This window comes from Micrococcus cohnii (assembly GCF_014205175.1).
GTDB lineage: Bacteria > Actinomycetota > Actinomycetes > Actinomycetales > Micrococcaceae > Micrococcus > Micrococcus cohnii.
The window spans coordinates 1,409,803-1,430,680 of the sequence record NZ_JACHNA010000001.1 but is presented as its reverse complement, the minus strand read 5'-3'; the positions used below and the strand labels follow the sequence as shown (position 1 = coordinate 1,430,680).

At 71.9% G+C, this 20,878-nt stretch carries 21 protein-coding genes and 3 tRNA genes; 11 read left to right on the top strand and 13 right to left on the bottom strand.

Annotated elements, in window-relative coordinates:
- Positions 1-48: 48 nt before the first annotated feature.
- A complete protein-coding gene (locus HDA30_RS06500; RefSeq protein WP_184241441.1) occupies positions 49-654 on the bottom strand; it encodes a hypothetical protein in 606 nt (201 codons plus the stop codon).
- Between the two features lie 48 nt (positions 655-702).
- Positions 703-2,211 carry an amino acid permease gene (locus tag HDA30_RS06495; protein ID WP_184241440.1) on the bottom strand — a complete coding sequence of 503 codons (1,509 nt, stop codon included), beginning with the start codon at positions 2,209-2,211 and terminating at the stop codon, positions 703-705.
- A gap of 442 nt (positions 2,212-2,653) precedes the next feature.
- Here HDA30_RS06495 and HDA30_RS06490 point away from each other — a divergent pair, with 442 nt between their 5' ends.
- From HDA30_RS06490 to HDA30_RS06480, 3 genes are all read left to right on the top strand, one after another.
- Positions 2,654-4,588, top strand: coding sequence for a DEAD/DEAH box helicase (locus HDA30_RS06490; RefSeq protein ID WP_158496536.1), 1,935 nt, complete (start codon positions 2,654-2,656; stop codon positions 4,586-4,588).
- A gap of 83 nt (positions 4,589-4,671) precedes the next feature.
- Positions 4,672-4,743, top strand: a tRNA-Thr gene (locus HDA30_RS06485).
- Positions 4,744-4,801: 58 nt separating this feature from the next.
- Positions 4,802-4,875: transfer RNA gene (locus HDA30_RS06480), tRNA-Met, on the top strand.
- A 57-nt stretch (positions 4,876-4,932) separates the two neighbouring features.
- Here HDA30_RS06480 and HDA30_RS06475 read toward each other — a convergent pair.
- Complete coding sequence (locus HDA30_RS06475; protein WP_184241439.1) at positions 4,933-6,084, bottom strand: YkvI family membrane protein; 1,152 nt, start codon at positions 6,082-6,084, stop codon at positions 4,933-4,935.
- A 264-nt stretch (positions 6,085-6,348) separates the two neighbouring features.
- On the opposite strand from HDA30_RS06475, the gene HDA30_RS06470 reads away from it, so the two are divergent.
- The 4 genes from HDA30_RS06470 to HDA30_RS06455 all read left to right on the top strand — a co-directional run bounded on the left by HDA30_RS06470 (position 6,349) and on the right by HDA30_RS06455 (position 8,870).
- Positions 6,349-6,615, top strand: a complete 267-nt coding sequence (locus HDA30_RS06470) for a hypothetical protein (RefSeq protein WP_184241438.1) — start codon at positions 6,349-6,351, stop codon at positions 6,613-6,615.
- Positions 6,616-6,694: 79 nt separating this feature from the next.
- On the top strand, positions 6,695-7,156 hold the full coding sequence (locus HDA30_RS06465; protein WP_158496539.1) for a MaoC family dehydratase N-terminal domain-containing protein: 462 nt from the start codon (positions 6,695-6,697) through the stop codon (positions 7,154-7,156).
- Positions 7,153-7,689, top strand: coding sequence for a MaoC/PaaZ C-terminal domain-containing protein (locus tag HDA30_RS06460; protein WP_158496540.1), 537 nt, complete (start codon positions 7,153-7,155; stop codon positions 7,687-7,689). Before HDA30_RS06465 ends, HDA30_RS06460 begins: the two co-directional genes overlap by 4 nt.
- Positions 7,686-8,870, top strand: a complete 1,185-nt coding sequence (locus HDA30_RS06455) for a UDP-N-acetylmuramate dehydrogenase (RefSeq protein ID WP_184241437.1) — start codon at positions 7,686-7,688, stop codon at positions 8,868-8,870. Before HDA30_RS06460 ends, HDA30_RS06455 begins: the two co-directional genes overlap by 4 nt.
- A 43-nt stretch (positions 8,871-8,913) precedes the next feature.
- Here the strand turns inward: HDA30_RS06455 and asd are convergent, their stop codons facing one another.
- The 7 genes from asd to mshD form a co-directional block, all read right to left on the bottom strand.
- Positions 8,914-10,137 (bottom strand): aspartate-semialdehyde dehydrogenase, encoded by a 1,224-nt coding sequence (gene asd / locus HDA30_RS06450; protein WP_184241436.1) that lies wholly within the window; start codon positions 10,135-10,137, stop codon positions 8,914-8,916.
- 26 nt (positions 10,138-10,163) lie between these two features.
- Positions 10,164-10,418, bottom strand: a complete 255-nt coding sequence (locus HDA30_RS06445) for an NF038396 family protein (RefSeq protein ID WP_221419054.1) — start codon at positions 10,416-10,418, stop codon at positions 10,164-10,166.
- Positions 10,418-11,023, bottom strand: coding sequence for a dihydrofolate reductase (locus HDA30_RS06440; RefSeq protein WP_158496543.1), 606 nt, complete (start codon positions 11,021-11,023; stop codon positions 10,418-10,420). Before HDA30_RS06440 ends, HDA30_RS06445 begins: the two co-directional genes overlap by 1 nt.
- Positions 11,020-11,841 carry a thymidylate synthase gene (locus HDA30_RS06435; RefSeq protein ID WP_184241435.1) on the bottom strand — a complete coding sequence of 274 codons (822 nt, stop codon included), beginning with the start codon at positions 11,839-11,841 and terminating at the stop codon, positions 11,020-11,022. The genes HDA30_RS06440 and HDA30_RS06435 overlap by 4 nt, the downstream gene beginning before the upstream one ends.
- A 45-nt stretch (positions 11,842-11,886) precedes the next feature.
- The gene (locus HDA30_RS06430) at positions 11,887-12,243 is read right to left on the bottom strand and encodes a GNAT family N-acetyltransferase (protein WP_184241434.1); all 357 of its coding nucleotides are present in this window, start codon (positions 12,241-12,243) and stop codon (positions 11,887-11,889) included.
- 60 nt (positions 12,244-12,303) lie between these two features.
- Entirely contained in the window at positions 12,304-13,314 is a 1,011-nt protein-coding gene (locus tag HDA30_RS06425; RefSeq protein WP_184241433.1) for an NUDIX hydrolase, read from the bottom strand.
- A 102-nt stretch (positions 13,315-13,416) separates the two neighbouring features.
- Positions 13,417-14,391 (bottom strand): mycothiol synthase, encoded by a 975-nt coding sequence (mshD, locus tag HDA30_RS06420; protein ID WP_184241432.1) that lies wholly within the window; start codon positions 14,389-14,391, stop codon positions 13,417-13,419.
- A gap of 140 nt (positions 14,392-14,531) precedes the next feature.
- Here mshD and HDA30_RS06415 point away from each other — a divergent pair, with 140 nt between their 5' ends.
- The 3 genes from HDA30_RS06415 (at position 14,532) to ygfZ (ending at position 17,382) form a co-directional block, all read left to right on the top strand.
- Complete coding sequence (locus HDA30_RS06415; protein ID WP_246418860.1) at positions 14,532-15,338, top strand: hypothetical protein; 807 nt, start codon at positions 14,532-14,534, stop codon at positions 15,336-15,338.
- A gap of 213 nt (positions 15,339-15,551) precedes the next feature.
- Positions 15,552-16,199: a nitrobindin family protein gene (locus tag HDA30_RS06410; protein ID WP_158496549.1), complete on the top strand. Its 648-nt coding sequence runs from the start codon at positions 15,552-15,554 to the stop codon at positions 16,197-16,199.
- A gap of 34 nt (positions 16,200-16,233) precedes the next feature.
- Positions 16,234-17,382: a CAF17-like 4Fe-4S cluster assembly/insertion protein YgfZ gene (gene ygfZ / locus HDA30_RS06405; RefSeq protein WP_158496550.1), complete on the top strand. Its 1,149-nt coding sequence runs from the start codon at positions 16,234-16,236 to the stop codon at positions 17,380-17,382.
- A 31-nt stretch (positions 17,383-17,413) separates the two neighbouring features.
- On the opposite strand, the gene HDA30_RS06400 is transcribed toward ygfZ, so the two are convergent.
- The 3 genes from HDA30_RS06400 to HDA30_RS06390 all read right to left on the bottom strand — a co-directional run bounded on the left by HDA30_RS06400 (position 17,414) and on the right by HDA30_RS06390 (position 20,566).
- On the bottom strand, positions 17,414-18,211 hold the full coding sequence (locus tag HDA30_RS06400) for a hypothetical protein (RefSeq protein WP_158496551.1): 798 nt from the start codon (positions 18,209-18,211) through the stop codon (positions 17,414-17,416).
- Positions 18,208-19,239, bottom strand: a complete 1,032-nt coding sequence (locus tag HDA30_RS06395; RefSeq protein ID WP_158496552.1) for an ATP-dependent 6-phosphofructokinase — start codon at positions 19,237-19,239, stop codon at positions 18,208-18,210. The genes HDA30_RS06400 and HDA30_RS06395 overlap by 4 nt, the downstream gene beginning before the upstream one ends.
- A 118-nt stretch (positions 19,240-19,357) precedes the next feature.
- On the bottom strand, positions 19,358-20,566 hold the full coding sequence (locus HDA30_RS06390; RefSeq protein WP_184241430.1) for a pyridoxal phosphate-dependent aminotransferase: 1,209 nt from the start codon (positions 20,564-20,566) through the stop codon (positions 19,358-19,360).
- A 175-nt stretch (positions 20,567-20,741) separates the two neighbouring features.
- Between HDA30_RS06390 and HDA30_RS06385 the strand changes: the two genes are divergently transcribed.
- A tRNA-Trp gene (locus tag HDA30_RS06385) sits at positions 20,742-20,814 on the top strand.
- The last annotated feature ends 64 nt before the right edge of the window (positions 20,815-20,878 follow it).

Here is a 20,878-nt window from a genome sequence, read left to right as displayed (position 1 = left end):
TCGAGGGCGGCCAGGCCGTCGTGTGCGGGCTGGGCCGCCGGCGTCAGCTCAGCGGCGTACGCGCGAGCGCACCGGCGGCAGCCACACCAGCACGGAGCCGATGACCAGCAGAGCCGCCAGCACGATCAGCAGGGCGTTGCCGCGCAGCAGCGACGGCACCGCGACGATCACCGTGAGCGTGGTCAGGGTGCTCACCGCCGAGCGGCGGCGCCGGAACAGCCCGATCACGCCCCAGAGCGTGATCAGCATGATCAGGCCGAGCACGCCGGCCATCGTGAACTGACCGGTCGCACCGCCGAGCGGACCGACCGACTTCATTCCCGTCAGCGGGTCGAGGACCTCGCCGCTGCCGGCCCGCACACCGTTGTAGACGAAGGCCGCGGCCAGCCCGGCCAACACAGCTGTGACGAACATCCACCAGCGACGAGCGAGCTTCAGCAGGGGGTGGACGCGCCCGGACTCGGCAGCGTCTCGCGCATCGAGCGCCCGCTCCTTGTCCGCGCGCCGTTCTTCGAGTCGGCGTTCGTCCTCGGTGCGCAGCTGCTCGCGGCGCTCCCGCAGACGTTCCTCGTCGGCGGCCTGGTTCTGCTTGAACGAGCGGGCCGCGCGGCCTGCCGCGCGGGCAAGTCGGTGTTCGTTGCTGTTCTGTGCCACGGGGTCAGAGCCTACTCGTCGGGGCGGTCGGACGGGTGCGGGTGGACGTCAGTAGGTGATGCGGGACAGGTCGGCGTCCTCGTAGCGCACCGGACGGGATTTGGTGACGAGCTTGTGGCCGAGCCACACCGCCAGGAACAGCGGCAGTCCGATGTACGCCGTGACGATCGAGAGCAGGTCCGCGGTGCCCGCGGCGAACGCCTCGAAGTTCTGGCCGAGCACGACCACCGCGCACATCAGCAGCGCCACGATCGGGCCCAGCGGGAACAGGGCGGCCTTGTAGGGCAGGTCCGCCAGGTCGCGCCCCTGGGCGAGGTAGGCACGCCGGAACCGGTAGTGGCTCCAGGCGATGCCCATCCACACGATGAACCCGGCCAGGCCGGAGGCCGAGACGAGCCACACGTAGGCGGCCCCGTCGCCGATCAGCGTCGTCAGGAAGCACAGGGCGCCGACGAGGGTCGTCACCAGCAATGCGTTCATGGGGACGCCTCGCCGGTTGACCTTGGCCAGGAACCGCGGGGCCTTGCCGGAGTCGGCCAGGGCCCAGAGCATGCGCGTCGACGCGTAGAGCCCGGAGTTGCCGGCCGAGAGGATCGCGGTGAGGATCACCGCGTTCATCACGGTGGCCGCCGCCAGGACACCGGCGTTCTCGAACACCAGGGTGAACGGGGAGATCGAGATGTCCTCGACGTCGCTGCCGAGCAGGTTGGGACTGGTGTAGGGGATCAGGAAGCCGATGATCGTGATCGCGCCGACGTAGAACAGCAGAATGCGGAAGAACACGGTGCGGATCGCCGTGGGCACGTTCTTCTCGGGGTCTTCGGCCTCGCCGGCCGCGACGCCGACGAGCTCGGTGCCCTGGAAGGAGAACCCGGCGACCAGGAAGATCGCCATCAGTCCGAAGCCGCCGCCCACGAACGGGGCCTCGCCGGTGGTCCAGTTCTCGAAGCCGGGGGCCTCGCCGCCCATGATGCCCAGGATCATGAGAACGCCCAGCACCAGGAAGATCACGACGGTGGCCACCTTGATCAGGGAGAACCAGAACTCGCTCTCTCCGTAGCTGCGGGTGGACAGGGCGTTCAGGCCGAACAGGATCGCCAGGAACAGCGCCGACCAGATCCACGAGGGCACATCCGGCAGCCAGTAGCGCATCACCAGGGCCGCGGCGACGAGCTCGGCCGCCACCGTGATCGCCCAGTTGTACCAGTAGTTCCAGCCGATCGCGAAGCCGAAGGAGGGGCTGACGAACCGGGTGGCGTACTCCTCGAAGGCACCCGAGACGGGCAGGTACGAGGCCATCTCGCCGAGGGACTGCATCAGCAGGAACACCATGAAGCCGATCAGCACGTAGGCGAGCAGGGCGCCGCCCGGGCCGGCCGTGGCGATGGAGTTGCCCGAGGCGACGAACAGGCCGGTGCCGATGGCCCCGCCCATGGCGATCATCGTCAGATGCCGCGTCTTGAGCGTGCGGCGCAGGCCGGAGGACTGGTCGGCCTCGGCGGGGTCCGTAGCGGAAGACCCTCCGGGCGGGGCGGTCTGGGGTTCGGGGGAGCTCACTCGATGTCCCTTCTCGAGGGGAGGTTCGGACGGTGGTGGCCTCAGGCGGCGCCCTGCGCCCGGGCGGTCGCATCGTCCCGGCGTCGGGGACGGGCCTGTGAACACGGGTCAGCGGACAACTTTACGCCCGGCGCGCTGGGTCTGCCCCGAATCGGCGGACGCCGTGGCCAGTGACACAGGTCCGACTCTGCGCTGCGGCGGGGCCGGTGGCCTAGACTGGCCGGACCGGGTCCGGTTTTCCCCCTGATGAGCAGCGCGCGGTCGCGTGAATCCGCGCTGAGTGTGCCAGAGGTGTATGTGGACGGCGAACGTCGTCGTCGCGGGGGTCGCGCCGAGAGCGCCGGTCGAGTCAATTCCCACCCCCAGCAGAGCCGTCGACGCCGGTCGATCCGCGCATGAGCGGCACGGCGTGCCCTGTGATGACCTCCAGTGAGGCACCCGCATGAACGAGAACGAACAGACCCCCCAGAACGAGTCGGCCGCCGACGCCGCCGCCTTCGCCTCCCTCGGCCTCGACGGCCGCGTGCTCGCGGCCGTGGCGGACCTGGGCTACACCGCTCCCTCGCCCATCCAGGAGCAAACGATTCCACTGCTGCTCGAGGGTCGTGACGTCGTCGGCCTGGCCCAGACCGGCACCGGCAAGACCGGCGCGTTCGCGCTGCCGGCGCTCTCGCGCCTGGCAGAGTCCGCGGACGTCAACGGCCGCTCCACGTCCCCGCAGATCCTGGCCCTCGCCCCGACCCGCGAGCTCGCGCTGCAGGTGGCTGACGCGTTCACCAGCTATGCCGCGCATCTGCCCGAGGTCGAGGTCCTCGCGATCTACGGCGGCTCGCCGTACGGCCCGCAGCTGTCGGCTCTGCGTCGCGGGGCGCAGGTCGTCGTGGGCACCCCGGGGCGCGTGATCGACCATCTCGAGCGCGGCAGCCTCGATCTGTCCCAGCTGCAGACGCTCGTGCTCGACGAGGCCGACGAGATGCTGCGCATGGGCTTCGCAGAGGAGGTCGATCGCATTCTCGCCTCGACTCCCGAGTCGAAGCAGACGGCTCTGTTCTCCGCGACCATGCCCCCGGCCATCCGCCGCATCTCCGCGAAGTACCTGAACGCGCCCGAGGAGATCGCGGTCGCGCGTCAGTCGACGACCTCGTCGACCATTCGCCAGCGGTACCTGCAGGTCGCGCACCAGTTCAAGATCGAGGCCATGACGCGCATCCTCGAGACCGAGGACCATGACGGCGTCATCGCGTTCGTTCGGACCCGCGCCGGCACGGAGGAGCTCACTCGCCGCCTCTCGGAACGCGGCTACCGCGCCGTCGCCATCTCCGGGGACATCGCTCAGAAGCAGCGTGAGAAGACGGTGGACGATCTCAAGGCCGGGCGCGTCGACATCCTCGTGGCCACGGACGTCGCCGCTCGCGGTCTCGACGTCGAGCGCATCTCGCTCGTGGTGAATTACGACATCCCGCACGACGCGGAGTCCTATGTGCATCGCATCGGCCGCACCGGCCGCGCCGGTCGCACCGGAGACGCCGTGCTGTTCATGACTCCGCGGGAGCGCTACCTGCTCAGGTCGATCGAGAAGACCACGCGCATGCCCGTCGAGCAGATGCAGGTGCCGACCGTGGCGGAGGTGAACGCCGCCCGCAAGGCCAAGTTCACGGCGCGCATCGCCGAGACCCTCGCGAATGCCGACGACCGCGAGCTCGCCGAGCTGCGCGCGACCATCGATGCGTTCATCGACGAGAACGACGCAGACCCGCGGCAGGTGGCCGCCGCGATCGCCGTGCTGGCGCAGAACGGCCGGCCGCTGCTCAGCGAAGAGCAGGAACTGCCGGCGTTCTCTGGCAAGGGCGAACGCCGCGGTGACCGGGCTGAGCGCGGCGGGCGGGTGAGCTCCGACGGGCGAGGCTCGCGCGGGCCGACGCGGGAGCCGGCCGCCGGCAACGCGACGTACTGGGTGGCCGTGGGGCACCAGGACCGGGTGAAGCCGGGCAACCTCGTGGGAGCCCTGGCCAATGAGGTCGGCCTGTCCTCGAAGCAGATCGGCGCGATCGACCTGCGCGGCAATCATTCGCTCGTGGAGCTGCCCGCGGACCTGACGCCGGCGCAGCTCGAGGCCGGAGCCCGTGCCGAGGTCAACGGACGCGCTCTGGGTCTGCGCCTCGACACCGGTCGGCCGACGCGCTCCGAGCAGGGCGACCGGCGCGAGCGCTCCGGCGGGTTCGGCAAAGACCGGGGCGACCGGGACGGACGCTCCGGCGGCTTCCGCAAGGACCGTGATCATCGTGGCGGACGCTCGGGCGGGTTCCGCAAGGACCGAGACGAGCGCGGCGGACGCAAGCCTCGCTGGGGTCAGGACGGACGCCGCTCGGGTCGCTGAACCGTCTGAGCGCCCCCGGAAGCTCAGGCCGGCGTCGGCGATTTGGACACGGGCGTGAGGCTCTGGTAGAGTTTCACCTCGTTGCCCCGATAGCTCAGTGGTAGAGCGCCATCTTGGTAAGATGGAGGTCCCGGGATCGATTCCCGGTCGGGGCTCTGACGTGAGAGCCCGTTCTCTCGGCTTGCGCCGCGAGCGCGGGCGTTCTCATGTCGTGGCGGCGTAGCTCAGCTGGTTAGAGCGCACGACTCATAATCGTGAGGTCGGGGGATCGAGTCCCCCCGCCGCTACCGATGACGAAGGCCCCGGAGCCGTGTGGCTCCGGGGCCTTGTCGCGTCCGCGCGGCTCAGTGGCGCGGAGCCAGCGAGTACGACCGGCTGATGATCTGCCGGACCAGCAGGATGCCGAAGAACAGCAGCCCGACGTAGCCGACCTTCGGGTAGATCGCTCCCACGAGGGTGCTGAAGTCCAGGACCAGCCCGCAGATCAGGGCCAGCACGGCCAGAGCGACGCCCGTGAGACGGTGCACGAGGCGGCTCTCGCGTCCGGGCATCTGGTCGGCGATCGTCCAGAGCATCGGGGCCGCCGTCGAGTAGATGCCGAGGAAGGCCACGAGGGCGAACGCCACGCCCAGGGTCGGGTTCAGATCCGAGCCGAGCACGAGCATCGGGGCCCCGGAGTCATGGATCAGCGGCAGGGCCGCCAGCAGCGCGAGCGCGGTCACGCCCATCGCGACACCGAAGATGAGTGCTCCGATCAGGCCGCCGGGGATCGTGGAGCGCGAGGGGGCCTCCCCGTTGCTGCCGAGCGCCGCCAGGAAGGGCACCGCGATGACGAGCATGGCGATCGAGTACATGAGCATCGAGACCCATGGATTGTCGATGGCCGCGGCCGGCTGGTACTTCTCCAGGTTCTCGGCCGCGTTGCCGAGCTCGCCCCAGTTGCGGATCAGGATCCAGGCCGAGACGACGGCGACGAGCAGCACGAGGATCGGGCCGAGGCGGCCGATCACCTCGACCAGGCCGACGAAGCCCATCGAGAGGGTCAGCAGGAGCATGGCGGCCAGCAGCACCTTGCCGCCCCAGTCGGGCCAGCCGAAGGCGTCGGACATGGTGGCGCCGGCCCCGGCGACCATCATCACCGAGATCAGGAACAGGAACAGCGGGGAGAGCAGGCGCAGCACCCAGCCGATGAGCGGCCCGCAGATGCCCGTGAACGGTTCGGCCCGCTGACCGTGACGGGCGCGTCCCCACTCGGTCAGGGACGTCATGGTCCAGGCGAAGAGCGCGGTCATCGCCAGCACCGTGACGATGCCGGCCCAGCCGTGGGAGGTGAAGTACTGCATCGATTCCTGGCCGGTGGCGAAGGCGGCGCCGATGAAGAACGAGCACTGGGCGCCGGCGATGATCAGCGCGGTGCCGAGGGCGGAGTGTCGCGGGGTGCGGCCGACGTCGGCCGGGGCGGCAGAGGGTGCCGCCGAGGCGGGGGAAGCAGGCATGGGGGGACCTCGGGATGTCGAGATGGTATCGGTCGTGACCGACGACGGGGCAGAGCCCGGTCGCGGCTGGTGCAGTGCGACCCGACACTAGTGCAGAGACGGCACAGAGTGTAGTGAGAGTCACAGGGGAAGACATTCCAGGCCGCCGGGCGTCCACTGTGACGGATTCGTCTGAAAGAGACGCGGATCACTGTCGGTGTGTCGGCCGGGGCCGAGGATGCGCGACCCGCCGCGGCGACGCTGCCCCTGCCTACACTGGACCGCATGTCTCGCTCTGCTCAGGACCGTGCCGCTGGCTGGGTGTCGCCGTGGGAGAACGGGTCCGTTCTGTACCGGCGGCTCGTGCTCACCGGCTCCGGCCTCTTCCTCGTCGGGATCATCCTGTCCATCGTCGGGGCGGTCCTCGACCGTTCGGCGGTGTCCCTCACGGCGCTCGCCGTGTTGGGCGGGGGCGTTCTCGTGCACCTGAGCGCCCAACTGGTGCGGCTGCGCCAAGCGGTCCGCCGCGGGAGCCAGGGCCCCCGCCGGTAGAGTGGGCCCGGCCCGTGACGCCGTGGCGCGTCGCGGACCGTCGCCCGCCGCCGTCCGAGATGAGGAGCGCGTGTCCAGCATGAGTGTGAACCCCGACGCCGCGGGGCGTGAGTACCCCCCGGCTCCGCCCTATCAGGTCGGCCGTGAGGCCATCGTCGACTTCGCCGCCGCCGTCAAGGCGACCCACCCCGCGCACCGCGACCCGCAGGCCGCGCGCGCCCTCGGCTACGCCGATGTCGTGGCCCCGCCGACGTTCGCGGTGGTCATCGCCCAGCGGGCCGAGGCCGCAGTCGTCGCCGACCCCGAGGTGGGCATCGACTTCACGCGCGTGGTCCACGCGGAGGAGCGCTTCACGCATGCTCGCCCGATCGTCGCCGGGGACTCCATCACCGCGACGGTGTCGGTCGCGTCGGTGAAGTCGCTCGGCGGCAATGCGATGGTCACCACCGTCACCGAGATGACCGACGCCGACGGCGAGCCCGTGGCGACCGTGACCTCGACCCTGCTCGTGCGGGCCGAGGACGAACAGGAGGACGCATGAGCGAGCAGAACACGGCGCCGGCCGCCCCGACACTGGACTCGCTGGCCAAGGGCGACGTCATCGGCGCTCGTCGCATCCGGCTGACCCGAGCGGACCTGGTGCACTATGCCGGCGCCTCGGGCGACCGAAACCCGATCCACTGGTCGCCCTCCTTCGCCGAGTCGGTCGGGCTGCCCGGAGTGATCGCCCACGGCATGCTGACGATGGGTGTCGCCGTGCAGCTGGTCACCGACTGGGCCGGGGACCCGGGCGCGATCGTGGACTATCAGACCCGCTTCACCGCCATGGTCCCGGTCGCCGACACCACCGGGCAGACCGGGCCGGACGGCGCCCCGACGCCGGGCGCCGAACTCGAGGTCACCGGCACCGTCGGCGCGATCGACCCCGAGGCGGGCACGGTGCGTGTGGACCTGAAGGTCACCGTGCCCACCGCCGACGACTCGCGAGCCTTGACGAAGGCGCAGGCCCTGGTCCGGCTGAGCTCGGCCGACTCGCAGACCGCGCGGAGCGCCGAACAGCAGGGGCGCGCATGAGCATCACGGAGCAGTCTCCCGTGGCCCCGGTCCGCTTCGCCGACCACACCACCAGCCGCGTCGGCGGTCCCGCGGCGCAGTGGCTGCGCGCTGAGACCGAGGCCCGGGCCGTCGAGGCGATCCGCGCCGCCGACGAGGCGGGCACAGCGCTGTTCGTGCTGGGCGGCGGCTCGAACACGCTGATGGCCGACGACGGCTTCGACGGGCTCGTCGTGCAGATGGCCTTCACCGGGATCGAACAGCTGCCCGAAGCGGAGGCCGAGGGACTGGCCGATGATCGCGTGCGCGTGCGCGTCGCAGCCGGGCACCCGTGGGACGACGCCGTGGCGTGGACCGTCGAGCGGTCCCTGGCCGGCGTCGAAGCCCTGTCGGGGATCCCCGGTTCGGCCGGGGCGACGCCCGTGCAGAACGTCGGTGCCTATGGTGCGGACGTCTCGCAGGTCCTGCACGCCGTGCGCGCGCTCGACCGGCGGACCGGTCAGATCGTCGAGCTCGAGGCCGAGCGGCTGCGCTTCGGCTACCGCGACTCGATCATCAAGCGCTCCATGCTGGAACACGGCGCGGCCAGCCCGCAGTGGATCGTGCTGTCGATCGACCTGGACCTGCACCGCCCTGCCGCGGACGGCGACGCGAGTGCGCCGGTGCGCTACGCGCAGCTGGCCCGGGCGCTCGACGTTGCCGAGGGCACACGCGCGTCGCTGCAGACCGTGCGGGAGGAAGTGCTCGCCCTGCGTGCCGCCAAGGGCATGGTCTCGGACCCGCAGGACCCGGACACCTGGTCGACGGGCAGCTACTTCACCAATCCGATCGTGCCGGCCTCGGTGCGGGCGCGCCTGCCCGAGGGCGCTCCCGCCTTCGCGGCGGGACACGACGACGACGGCGTCGAGCTGGTGAAGCTCTCGGCCGCCTGGCTGATCGACCACGCCGGGTTCGGCAAGGGCTTCGGCCTGCCGGAGGTCGAACCGCGCGAGGGCGGGCCGGACGGCCGCGGTCGTGACGGGCAGGGGCTGGTCGGCGGACGCGCGTCGCTGTCCACGAAGCACACGCTGGCGGTGACCAATCGCGGCCAGGCCAGCACGGAGGACATCCTCGTGATCGCCCGGACGGTGCGTGACGGCGTGGCCGAGCGCTTCGGGGTCCAGCTGCACCCCGAACCGATGATCGTCGGCACCGCCCTCTGACCGGAACGGTCGCCCTGACCGGAGCGGTCGCCGGAGACCGCGCTCAGAGGTTGCCGGTGGCGATCATCAGCGCGCGGCGCACGGGTTCGGCGGCGCCCCACAGCAGCTGGTCGCCCACGGTGAAGGCCGTCAGGTACTCCGGCCCCATCTCCAGCGTGCGCAGCCGTCCCACGGGCACTTCGAGCGTGCCGGTGGCCGCCACCGGGGTCAGCCGGCGCATCGACTCCTCCTTGGTGTTCGGCACCAGGCGCACCCACTCGTTGGCCTCGGCGATCATCTGCTCGACCTCGTCGAGCGGGACGGCCCGTCGCAGTTTCAGCGTCAGCGCCTGACTGTGGCTGCGCAGGGCGCCCACGCGCACGCACAGCGACTCCAGCGGGATGCGGTCCTCGCCGGTGAGCCCGAGGATCTTGTTCGTCTCGCGGTCGCCCTTGAGCTCCTCGCGTGAGGTGCCGTCGCCCAGGTCCGCGTCGATCCACGGGATGAGCGAGCCCGCCAGCGGCGCGCCGAACTGTTCGGTCGGCAGCGCCGGAGCCTCGCCGTCGCCCCGCTGCGTCTGCAGCACGCGCCGGTCGATCTCCAGGATCGCCGAGGCCGGGTCCTGCAGCTGGTCGGCGACCGCGCCGTGCAGGGCGCCGAACCCGGCCAGCAGTTCGCGCATGTGGGCCGCACCGCCGCCGGATGCCGCCTGGTAGGTCATAGCGGTGCCCCATTCGACGAGCCCGGAGCGGAAAAGGCCGCCCAGGCCCATCAGCATCAGCGACACGGTGCAGTTGCCCCCGACCAGCTCCGTGACGCCCGAGGCCAGGCCGGCGTCGATCGCCTCGCGGTTCACGGGGTCGAGGACGATCACGGAGGAGTCCTCGCCGCGCAGCGTGGAGGCCGCGTCGATCCAGAGCCCACGCCAGCCGTGCGCGCGCAGCCGGGGGTACACGGTCCGGGTGTAGTCGCCGCCCTGACACGAGAGGATGATCGGCAGCGCGGCGAGGGCGTCGAGGTCGTAGGCGTCGCCCAGGGTGTCGGCCGCGCCGTCCATGCCGGCGAAGCGGGGCGCGGGGCCGCCGGCGTTCGACGTGGAGAAGAACACCGGTTCGATGCGGGCGAAGTCGCCTTCCTCCGCCATGCGCTGCATCAGGACCGAGCCGACCATGCCGCGCCAGCCGATCAGGCCCACACGGGGTGCTCGGGCCGTCGAGGCCGGGGCGACGGCGGCCGCGGTCGTCCGGGTGGTCGAGGAGGGGGAGGGATTGTCAGAGCTGTGAGTCATGGGCACCACCGTAGCGAGGGGCCGCGTCAGCGGCGTCGACGTGTCCAGGCGACGAGGCCGCCGATCGCGAAGGCCTGCGTGAGCAGCAGCAGGAACAGCAGCCCGGCCAGCACGTGGCCGTTGACGATCATCGTCAGGCCCATGATCGCGGTGACGACGGCCAGCAGCGGGCAGGCGATCAGCGCGATGAAGTTCAGGGCGTCCTTGTCCAGCAGTCCCGAGGAGCCCGTCCGGGACGTGTCAGTCTCGGCGGCGGTGCCGGGGCGGCGCGAGTCGGTCATCATGCTCCTTCGGTCTGGGTGGCCGGGGACGTGTCGTCAGATCCGGTGGGCGGGGGCACGCGGTACCAGGACTCGAAACGGTAGCGCGTGCCGTCGGCCGTGGCGTGCCAGCCGCCGGGGGCGGGGTCGGCGGATTCGAGACGCCAACCGTCGTCGAGCACGGGGGCGTGCGTGTCGCCGTCGGCGGCCACGTCGATCACGGTCACCTCGGCGCGCGTGGCGGTCTCGAGCGCCGGCTCGTACAGGGTCGCGCCGCCGATCACCCAGATCAGATCTCCGCCATCGGCCCGGGCCGCGGCACGCAGCCCCGAGTCGAGATCGGGGACCGGGAGGCACCCGGCCGCCCGCGCACCGCTGACCGCCTCATCGGTGCGGGTCATGCTCCGGGAGACGACGATGTTCGTGCGGTCGGGCAGGGGGCGTGAACGTGGTGGGAAGGACTCCCATGTGCGGCGGCCCATGACGACGGGGTGCCCCCGGGTCAAGGCCTGGAAGTGGGCCAGGTCCTCGGGCACGTGCCAGGGCATCGTGCCGTCGCGCCCGATGACCCGGTCGGGGGTCTGCGCCCAGACCACCGCGACCTCGGGCTCCGGCGCGGCGCTCATACGGCCACCGGGGCGGAGATCGTCGGGTGGTGTCGGTAGTCGATCAGCTCGATGTCCTCGTAGTCGTAGTCGAAGATCGAGGCGGGGCGGCGGGTCAGCCGCAAGCGCGGATAGGGGTACGGCTCACGGGAGAGCTGTTGGCGGACCTGGTCCACGTGGTTGGCATACACATGCACGTCGCCACCGGTCCAGACGAACTCGCCGGGCAGAAGACCGGTCTGCTCGGCCACCATCACCGTCAGCAGCGCGTAGGAGGCGATGTTGAACGGCACGCCCAGGAACATGTCCGCCGAACGCTGGTACAGCTGGCACGACAGCCGCCCCGGACCGCCGGCGGGGTCGGGCTCCACGTAGAACTGGAACAGGGTGTGGCACGGGGGCAGCGCCATGTCGGCGACCTCGGCAGGGTTCCACGCGGTGACGATGTGACGGCGTGAGTCCGGGCTCTCGCGCAGCGACCGCACGACGTTGGCGATCTGGTCGATCTGCGCGCCGTCGGGGGTCGGCCACGAGCGCCACTGGACGCCGTAGACCGGCCCGAGGTCGCCGTTCTCGTCGGCCCACTCGTTCCAGATGCGCACCCCGCGCTCCTGCAGCCAGCGCACGTTGGAGTCGCCGCGCAGGAACCACAGCAGCTCGAGGGCGACCGACCGGAAATGCACGCGCTTCGTCGTGATCAGCGGGAACGACTCGGACAGGTCGAAACGCAGCTGCCGACCGAACACGCTGCGCGTGCCGGTGCCGGTGCGGTCGGTCTTGAGGCTGCCGTTCTCGAGCACGTCGGCCAGCAGGTCCTCGTAGGGCGTCGGGATGCTCACGGCGCTCGATTCTACGGGCTCGAGCTCTGGCCCGGGCAGGCGAGATCAGTCACGGCGCAGGACGACGTCCTCGTACTCGGGGTAGCGGCGAAGGTAGTCCTGGACGTAGCTGCACTCGGGGACGATCCGGTCGCCCTCGGCCCGGGCGCGTTCCAGGATCATCGTGACCAGAGCCCGAGCGTAGCCCTGGCGGCTGTAGGCCTCGTCGATGATGGTGTGCTGCAGGCGGATCGCCGTGCCGGGCTCGCCGTCCGGGCTCTGCGCCGCAGGGACGTCGTCGACGGTGTACCCCACGAACCCGATGTAGACACCGTCCTGCCGCAGTTCGAAGCGGCCGCGATCGGGGTCGCGGAACAGCTTGAGCCGATTGTGCGCGATCTTCTTCACAGCCGTGTCATCCATGTCCGAAGCCTAGGCCGCGCCCAGCGGGGATCTCAACGGCGCGAAGCGTGCTCCGGCGGATCAGCGCTCAGCGGGGTCGTATACCTCGACGGCCACGACGCGGCGGCCGGCGTCGAGGCCCTGATGGACCACGAGCACGCCACCGGGGCGCAGGAACGGCTCGGCGTCCGGCAGCACCCGCAGCGCCGCATCGTCCTCGGCGCGACGGGCGACTTCCTGGAACAGCAGCGGCAGCACGGGGCGGTGCGAGCAGACCAGGAGCGGATGACGCCGGTCTAGGAGCTTGCGCATGACACGGCGCGTCTTGCGTGAGTCCTTCTTCGCGCCGGCCTCGGTCAGCGCCTGCTTGTACTTCAGTGCCAGCCCCGTCGCCTTGACCAGGGGCGAGAGGGTCTCCACGCAGCGACGCCACGGTGAGGACACCAGATGCTCGGGCCGCCACACCGCGGTCAGTCGGGCGACCGCCAGGGCCTGCCGGCGACCGGTCGCGGCGAGGGGGCGGTCCTCCTCGGCGCGGGACCAGGAGGAGCGGGGCTTGGCCTTAGCGTGTCGCAGCACCAGCAGCGGCACGGTGCGCAGCTGCTGCTGTTCGTAGGCCCGCACGAGGGCGTCGAGCGGCGCAACGTCGCTGGCCATCGACAGGGTGCGGCGCGCGTGGTCGGGGGTGGTCCACAGGACCTCGTCAACCTCGTCGCCGTCGGGGCGGGCGGTCAGGCCGGTCGCATCGGCCGCCCAGTACCAGACCTCCTTGGACCGTCCGCCGTCCTTGCCGATGCGGGCCGGCAATGTGTACTGCGTGACGGCCAGCGGCCGGCCGAGCGTGACCGCCAGCCCGACCTCCTCGTTCACCTCGCGGACGGCACACTCGGGCAGGGTCTCACCCGCGTCGAGCTTCCCCTTCGGCCACGACCAGTCGTCGTAGCGGGGACGGTGCACGAGCATGACCTCGAGCCCGTCGGCCCCGAGCCGCCACGGCAGGGCTCCGGCGGCCACGACGTCCGAGGTCGGAGCCGAGCAGACGTGGTCGTCGCTCGAGCGGGAGGCCACGCGAGGGGTTGAGAATGAGGGCATGCGGTCGGTCCAATCTGCGGGGTCGTCGCGACGGGCGTGCGGGTGCGAGGCGAAAGGTCACGCCAAGGATACGGGCCGCGGCGGCCAGGAATGCACCGGCGATCAGTCCGCGCGGGCGAGCCGGTGCTGGGTGTCGGCGGCATCCAGGACGAAGCCCAGCCGCTCGTATAGGTGTACAGCCGCGGTGTTGTCCGCATCGACGTACAGCAGCACCCGCCGGGCGCCGCGCTCGAGCATGCGGTGCACGCCGGCCAGGGTGAGGGCCCGACCCAGCCCCGTGCCCTGGGCCTGCGGCGAGACGCCGACGGCGTACACCTCGCCCTCGGGGCCGCGGGCAGCGGCGGGCTCGTCCGCGGCGGCGGCCGGGTGTTTGGTCCAGTGGAAGCCCAGCAGCGCGCCGTCCTCCTCGCGTTCGGCCAGCAGCAGACCGTCGGCCTCGAACCAGTCCTCGCCCATCCGGTCCTCGAGGTCCTGCTGCGTCAGGGACCCCTGCTCGGGGTGCTCGGCGAAGGCCACGGCGTTCAGGGCGAGCCATGCGGCGTCGTCCTGGCCGGGGCGGAAGCCGCGCAGGCGCACCCCCTCGGGCGGCTCGCTGGCCGAGGACGGTGCCTGCCCGGCGTCCAGGCGCATCCGACGCAGCTCGCGCACGGGGCTGAGCCCGTGGGCCCGGGCGAGCCTGTCCGATCCCGGCAGCGTTCCGTGGGCCCACGCGACGACGCCGCCCTGGTCGACCGCGTCGGGATGCTGAGCGCGCAGGTGCCCGGCCGCGGCCTCGGCGAGCGCCCGACCCACACCGCGTCGCCGATGCTGTGGATGCACGACGAGCTCGACGAGCAGATCGCCGCCCTCACGCACGACGACGGCGGCGCCCGCGGCCTCGTCGGACCGGGCGTCGTCGGCGCGCGCGAGCAGAAGCAGCTCGTGGCCGCCGCGACGCAGCAGGGCGCGGGTCTGGTCGGAGAACGGTGGATGGCCGTCAGCGTGCTCGGCGGCGGCCGCCGTGGCCAGGGCGGATTCGACCTCGGCCGCGCCGGCGGGGACGACGGGGGGCAGGGCGGTGGTGGAGGAATCGGTCATGGGCTTCACCCTACGACCGGTCCGGAACGGTGGCAGGGCCTGCGCGACCGGCGCGGCCGGCCGTGATGCGGGGGAGCGCGCTGCCTGGCCCGCGGACAGCGGCCGGTGAGCGGTCGAGACCTGGCAAGATGGGGGTCGTGATGCGACTGTCGATGGCCGCGGCGGCCGCCCTCGGGGCGATCGTGCTCAGCGGCGCTGCGTTTCTGGGTCCCGCGGCCGCGGCGGCGGCGGCCGCCGTCGTGATCTGCGTGATCGCGTGGGGTTGGCCCCGGCAGCTCGGCGCCCCCGCCCGCCTGTCGTTGACGATCACCCTTGCCGTGACTGGTCTGGTCGGCGTCGTGCTCAACCTCGTCTGGCGGGCGGCGGGATTCGACCTGCACGGGCCGCTCGGCCTCTTCGAGCCCATGGCCGTCGTCGCCGCGTGGGGCGTGATGGCGGCGTTCATCGTGCAGCTGGTGCGCGGCACGGGTCGGCCGCTGCGGCTCGAGTCGACGGTCGGCACGATGGGCGGCGTCATGATCGTCGTGATGACCTCCGGCTGGGTGGCGATCGCGCAGTGGAACGACCACCCGCTCGCCCACGTGCTGCTGTTCACGCTGGGAGCGGCGGTGGCGCTGTGCTCACTGGTCGGCCTGATGCCGGCGCTGCAGGGCCGGCCCGGACTGCTCGCGGGGATCATCGTGCCGCTGGCGTTCACGGTCGCGCTCGCCGTCACCGAGCTGATGGGGTCGGAGCCGCGCAAGATCATGCTGGCCTGCCTGGCGGCGGTGACCGCGAGCATCCTGGTCGCGCTCACGGCCGCCACGGCGCCCTCGGCTCGTCCGCGGCATGAGGACCGCCCGATCGCGACGACGGCCCGGCCTCGACGTGCCGGGTTCGCGCTCGCGATGGCCCCGGTCGGTGCCGCCGGCGTGATCGGCCATGTCATGCTCGCGTTCATGGGCTGATCGCCGCCGGACGAGGAACGAGGCGGGCGGTACACTGACGCGCATGGACAACCTCATCGCACTCGAGATCTTCTTCCTCTGCCTGGTCGGCCTGGCCTCGCTGGGCATGGCGTTCGTGTCGGCCGTGGTCATCGGCGGTCTGTTCAAGGGCCAGCGCTGATCCCCTCGGGGCGCGGCCTGCTCGTCGCGCCCGGGGAGGCGCTCTCGTCTCGCATGGCTACCGAACTTCCGTACGACCTGACCCCCGAGCTCGCCCCGCTGTCGTGGCTGATCGGCGCGTGGGAAGGGCAGGGCCGCCTCGGTGACGGCTCCGACGGCACCGAGATCTTCTATCAGCGCGTCGACTTCGCCGAGCACGGCCTGCCGTTCCTCGAGTACCGCGCCGAGTCATGGCTCTGCGAAGTGGACGGCACCCTGTTGCGCCCGCTCTCGGTCGAGGCCGGTTTCTGGCAGGTGGACCGTCCCCGCGTCGATGGCGACGTCGGCCCCGGCCTGAGCCCGGCGGACGTCGTGCCCGCTTACCGCAGCGCCGAGGACGTCGAGGCCCTGCGCGGCGAGGACGACGCCTTCGCCATCACGGCCACGATCACGCATCCCGGCTCGATGAGCGAGCTGTACTACGGCAAGATCAAGGGACCGCAGCTGCAGCTGGCCACCGACGCCGTGCTGCGCGGCAGCGCGAGCGGCGAGTACCACCGGGCGACCCGCATGGCCGGGCTCGTCAACGCCCAGCTGTTCTGGCGCTGGGACACGGCCGCGACTGAGCAGGACGAGTTGCAGGCGCACGCCTCGGCGATCCTGGATCGCATGCCGGATCCGTCCGAGGGCCGTCTCGCGCCCGGCGCTGCGCGCCCGCGCTGACCGCGCCCGGGCAGACCGCGTAAAGGAGGAATCCATGGCCGCATTCGTCTCGACCCGTGCCGACGCCGTCGACGGGGACGGCCCGGACGCCGGTGTCCCCGCCCACTACGGCGGCCCTCTGCGCGAGCAGCGGGCCCTCGACCGGGGCCGTGCGATCGTGGACCTGGGTCACCGCGGAGTCCTGTCCGTCTCCGGGCCGGGCCGGCTCGAGTGGCTGCACACCCTCACCTCGCAGCATCTGCGCGATCTGCCCGCCGGCACGTCGACCGAGGCGCTCTTCCTCGACGCGAACGGCCGGATCGAGACGTCCGTGCACGTGCTGGAGGACGGCTCCGCCACCTGGCTGATCGTCGAGGGCGAGCAGGAGAGCCAGCTGCTCGACTGGCTCACGAGCATGCGCTTCGCGCACGAGGTCACCCTGCGCCGTCACACCGAGGCCGTCGCCGTCGTCGGCGCGAGGGCCGCGGTGCCCGGCTGGGAGGACCGCACGGTCTGGATCGACCCGTGGCCGCACGTCGCCGAGGGCGGCTGGGCCTACTCCGGGTCCGACCGCCCCGGTATGGACTGGTCGTGGCGCGAGTACCTCGTCACGCGCGCCGACCTGGAGGCGACCGTGCAACGCCTCGGGGAAGCGGAGTTGTCCGGCTGGTCGCTTGCCGGCACCTGGGCCGCGGAGGCGCTGCGCGTCGAGGCCGGGCGCCCCCGACCGTTGCTCGACGCCGATCCGAAGGCGATCCCGCACGAGCTCGACCTGCTGCGCACGGCCGTGCACCTGGAGAAGGGGTGCTACCGGGGGCAGGAGTCGGTCGCCCGCGTGCACAACCTGGGTCGGCCACCGCGTCGACTCGTGCAGCTGCTGCTGGACGGGTCGGTGCATGTGTTCCCCACGCGCGGAGCGGACGTGATCCTGCGTCCCGAGCCCGACACCCCCGAGGCTCGTGCCGCCGCCCGCTCCGTCGGGAGCGTGCGTTCGGTGGCGCAGCACCACGAGGCTGGGCACCTGGCCCTGGCCCTGCTCAAGCGCAGCGTGCCCGTCGACGCGCCGCTGCTCGTGCGTGAGGAGACCGACGCTGAGTCTGGTGAGCCCGGCGCGGGCGTGATCGCCGCGACGCAACAGGTGCTCGTCGCCCCGGACGCCGGCCAGGTCGTCGGCCGTCCCACAGGCCTGCGCCGCGGCCGCTGAGCCGGCGCCGCGGCCCGGCCGGGTGGAATAATCAGGTCAGCCTCAGCCCGGCGACGTGCCCGACGGGCGCGAGTCCGACGGCCACCGCCGTCTGGTGGGCCGCCTGCGCCTGGACCGGGACACGGGCCGTCGGGACCAGACCGTCCAGCCATGCCCGTTCGCACGCGACCGCGGCGGCGTACGCGCCCAGCCCGCGCTCCCGCAGCCGCGGCACGACCAGGACGCCGAGGTCGGCGAGCAGACCGCCGCGCACCCGGTGCCCGGCGGCCGCCACGCACGCCTGCAGTGCGGTGCCGGCGCCGTCGTCCGGCACCAGCGCGGCGGCCGCGTCCCAGGCCGGCAGCCCCGCAGCGGCGACGTCGTCCGCGGGGCACCGGGCGGCCAGGTCCCGACGGTCGTCGGGGTCCTCGGAGACGCCGACGGCGGTGGAATCGCCGATCTCGGGGGCCTCGGCGCCGGCGAACAGGACCGACTCGCCGGTCGAGCGCGCCGCCTCGTGACCGTGCTGACGGGCCAGGCGCAGCAGGCTCGAGGCGAGGGTGAGCTCTTCGGGGCTGAGGCGCTCACACGCGCGCAGCAGCCAGTCCGGCCCGGCGGCCAGTGTCAGGCCGGGCAGGCAGACGACCTCGGCGTCCTCGTCGTCGCTGCGGGCCGTCAGCACGAGCACGGGCTCGGCGGGTTCCGGTCCGCTCGTCGGACTGTCGGGTCCGAGCAGGGCTCGGCCCAGGCGAGTCTGGGCGGCCTCGTCGGCGCCCTGCTCACGCGCGACCGCCAGCGCGAGCAGGGCGAGCGAATGCGGGTCGGGTCGGTGGGGGTCGGTGGGCGTCACCGGCCGAACAGGACCTTCGCCTCGTCGTAGCGGGCCTGCGGCACCTGCTTGAGGCCGGAGAGCGCGGCCGACATCGGCACGGTGATGATCTCGGTGCCGCGCGCGGCGACCATCGAGCCCCAGCGGCGCTCCGCGACCAGGTTCATGGCCTGCATGCCGAATCGGGTGGAGAGCACGCGGTCCGTCGCCGTGGGGTTGCCGCCGCGCTGGATGTGGCCCAACACGGTCGAGCGGGTCTCGATGTCGGTGGCGGCCTCGATCTCGTGCGCCACCCACTCGCCGATCCCGCCGAGGCGGGGACGGCCCGAGTCCTCGACGCCTGCCTCGGCCAGCGGATCGTCGTGTCCCTCGGGAATGAACCCTTCGGCCACGACGACCAGCGGTGAGCGGCCCTTCTCGTGCACCTGCCGGACCCACTCGCACACCTGGGTCATGGGGGTGCGCACCTCGGGGATCAGGATGGCGTGGGCGCCGGCGGCCATCCCCGAATGCAGGGCGATCCAGCCGACGTGGCGGCCCATGACCTCGGCGACCATGCAGCGGCGGTGGGACTCGCCAGTGGTGCGCAGCCGGTCCATGGCGTCGGTCGCGATCTGCACGGCGGTGTCGAAGCCGAAGGTGTAGTCGGTCGCCATGAGGTCGTTGTCGATCGTCTTGGGCACGCCCACCACCGGCAGACCGTCCTTGGCCAGACGGTTCGCCCCGGCGAGGGTGCCTTCACCACCGATCGCGATGACCGCGTCGACGCCCAGCTCGGCCAGGTTGGCCTTCATGTTCTCGGGACCGCCGCCGGCGGCGTCGTAGGGGTGGGTGCGGGAGGTGCCGAGGATCGTGCCGCCGGTCTTGGACAGCCCGCGCACGCTCTGGCGGGTCAGCTCCACGACGTCCTTCTCGATGATGCCGGCCCAGCCGTTGCGGATGCCGACCATCTCGAAGTCGTGGGTCTTGACGCCGTTGAGCACGGCGGCGCGGATCACGGCGTTCAGGCCGGGGCAGTCGCCCCCGGAGGTGAGCAGTCCGACTCGCATGGGCGCACGATCCTTTCGGTGGGGTGGGGGTGCGGTCGGCCGGGACGCGACCCGAGGCATGCCGCCGACCGCCGCCCACTCTACGGACCCGTCTGCGCCGGGGGCAGGGTCCGTCGGCTCACTCCGCCAGCAGGCGCTGGATCCGCTCGACGCCCTCGGCGAGATCCTCGTCGCCCAGGGCGTAGGACAGGCGCAGGTATCCCGAGGGGCCGAAGGCCTCGCCCGGCACGACCGCGACCTCGGCCTCGTCCAGGATCACCGCGGCCAGGTCGGCGGAGGACGCCACGGTGCGCCCGCGCACGGTGCGGCCGAGGGCGTCATGCACGTCCACATAGGCGTAGAAGGCGCCCTCCGGTCGCGGGCAGCGGAAGCCCGGGACCGCGTTGAGGCCGGTGACCATCGTGCGCCGTCGCCGGTCGAAGGACTCCTTCATGCGGGCCACAGCGTCAAGGGGGCCGGAGACGGCGGCCAACGCGGCCTGCTGCGACACGTTGGCGACGTTCGAGGTCGCGTGCGACTGGAGGTTGGCGGCGGCCTTGACCACATCCTGCGGACCGGCCATCCAGCCCACACGCCAGCCGGTCATGGAGTAGGTCTTGGCGACACCGTTGAGGATCACTGCCTGCTCGGCCAGGTCCGGGACGGCCTTCAGGATCGAGGTGAACGGGACCCCGTCGTAGGTCAGGTGCTCGTAGATCTCGTCCGTGACGACCCAGAGCCCGTGTTCGAGGGCCCAGCGGCCGATCTGCTCGGTCTGCTCGGGCGAGTAGACGGCGCCGGTGGGGTTCGACGGGGAGACGAACAGCACGACCTTCGTGCGGTCGGTTCGGGCGGCCTCGAGCTGGTCGACGCTGACCTTGTAGTCGGTGTCCGCACCCGCGAAGACCTCGACGGGCACGCCGCCGGCCAGGCGGATCGCCTCGGGGTAGGTGGTCCAGAACGGGGTGGGCACGATGACCTCGTCGCCCGGGTCCAGCAGCGTGGCGAAGGCGTTGTACACGGCCTGCTTGCCGCCGTTGGTCACGAGCACCTGCCCGGCTTCGAGGTCCACGTCCGAGTCGCGCTTCGTCTTGGCCGCGATCGCCTCGCGCAGCTCGGGCAGGCCGGCGGCGGGGGAGTAGCGGTGGTTCTTCGGGTCCCGTGCGGCGGTGACGGCGGCCTCCACGATGTAGTCGGGCGTCGCGAAGTCCGGCTCGCCGGCGCCGAAACCGATGACGGGGCGTCCGGCGGCCTTGAGCTCCTTGGCGCGGGCGTCGACGGCGAGGGTGGCCGACGGGGCGATCGAGTTGACGCGCTGCGAGACACGGTGGGTGGGTGCGGGGGCCATGGGCAGTCCTCTCGTCGTTGCTCCGGCGGCCGACGGCTCGCCACTGCCCAGCCTACTGAGTGCCGCCGTGCCCGCACGAGGACGGTTCGACTTCCCGGCTCGGCATGGCGTAGGCTGTTCCTCCGGTACCGCCGAAGCGGTCTCCGGGCGATGTCCGGGACCGGTCGCGGTCCGTAGGGTAGTGGCGCAATTGGTAGCGCAGCGGTCTCCAAAACCGCAGGTTGCAGGTTCGAGTCCTGTCTGCCCTGCTCGTCGGCCCGATCCTCGTGATCGGGTCGAACAGTACGGAAATGACGTTTTTCGGCGAGTCGA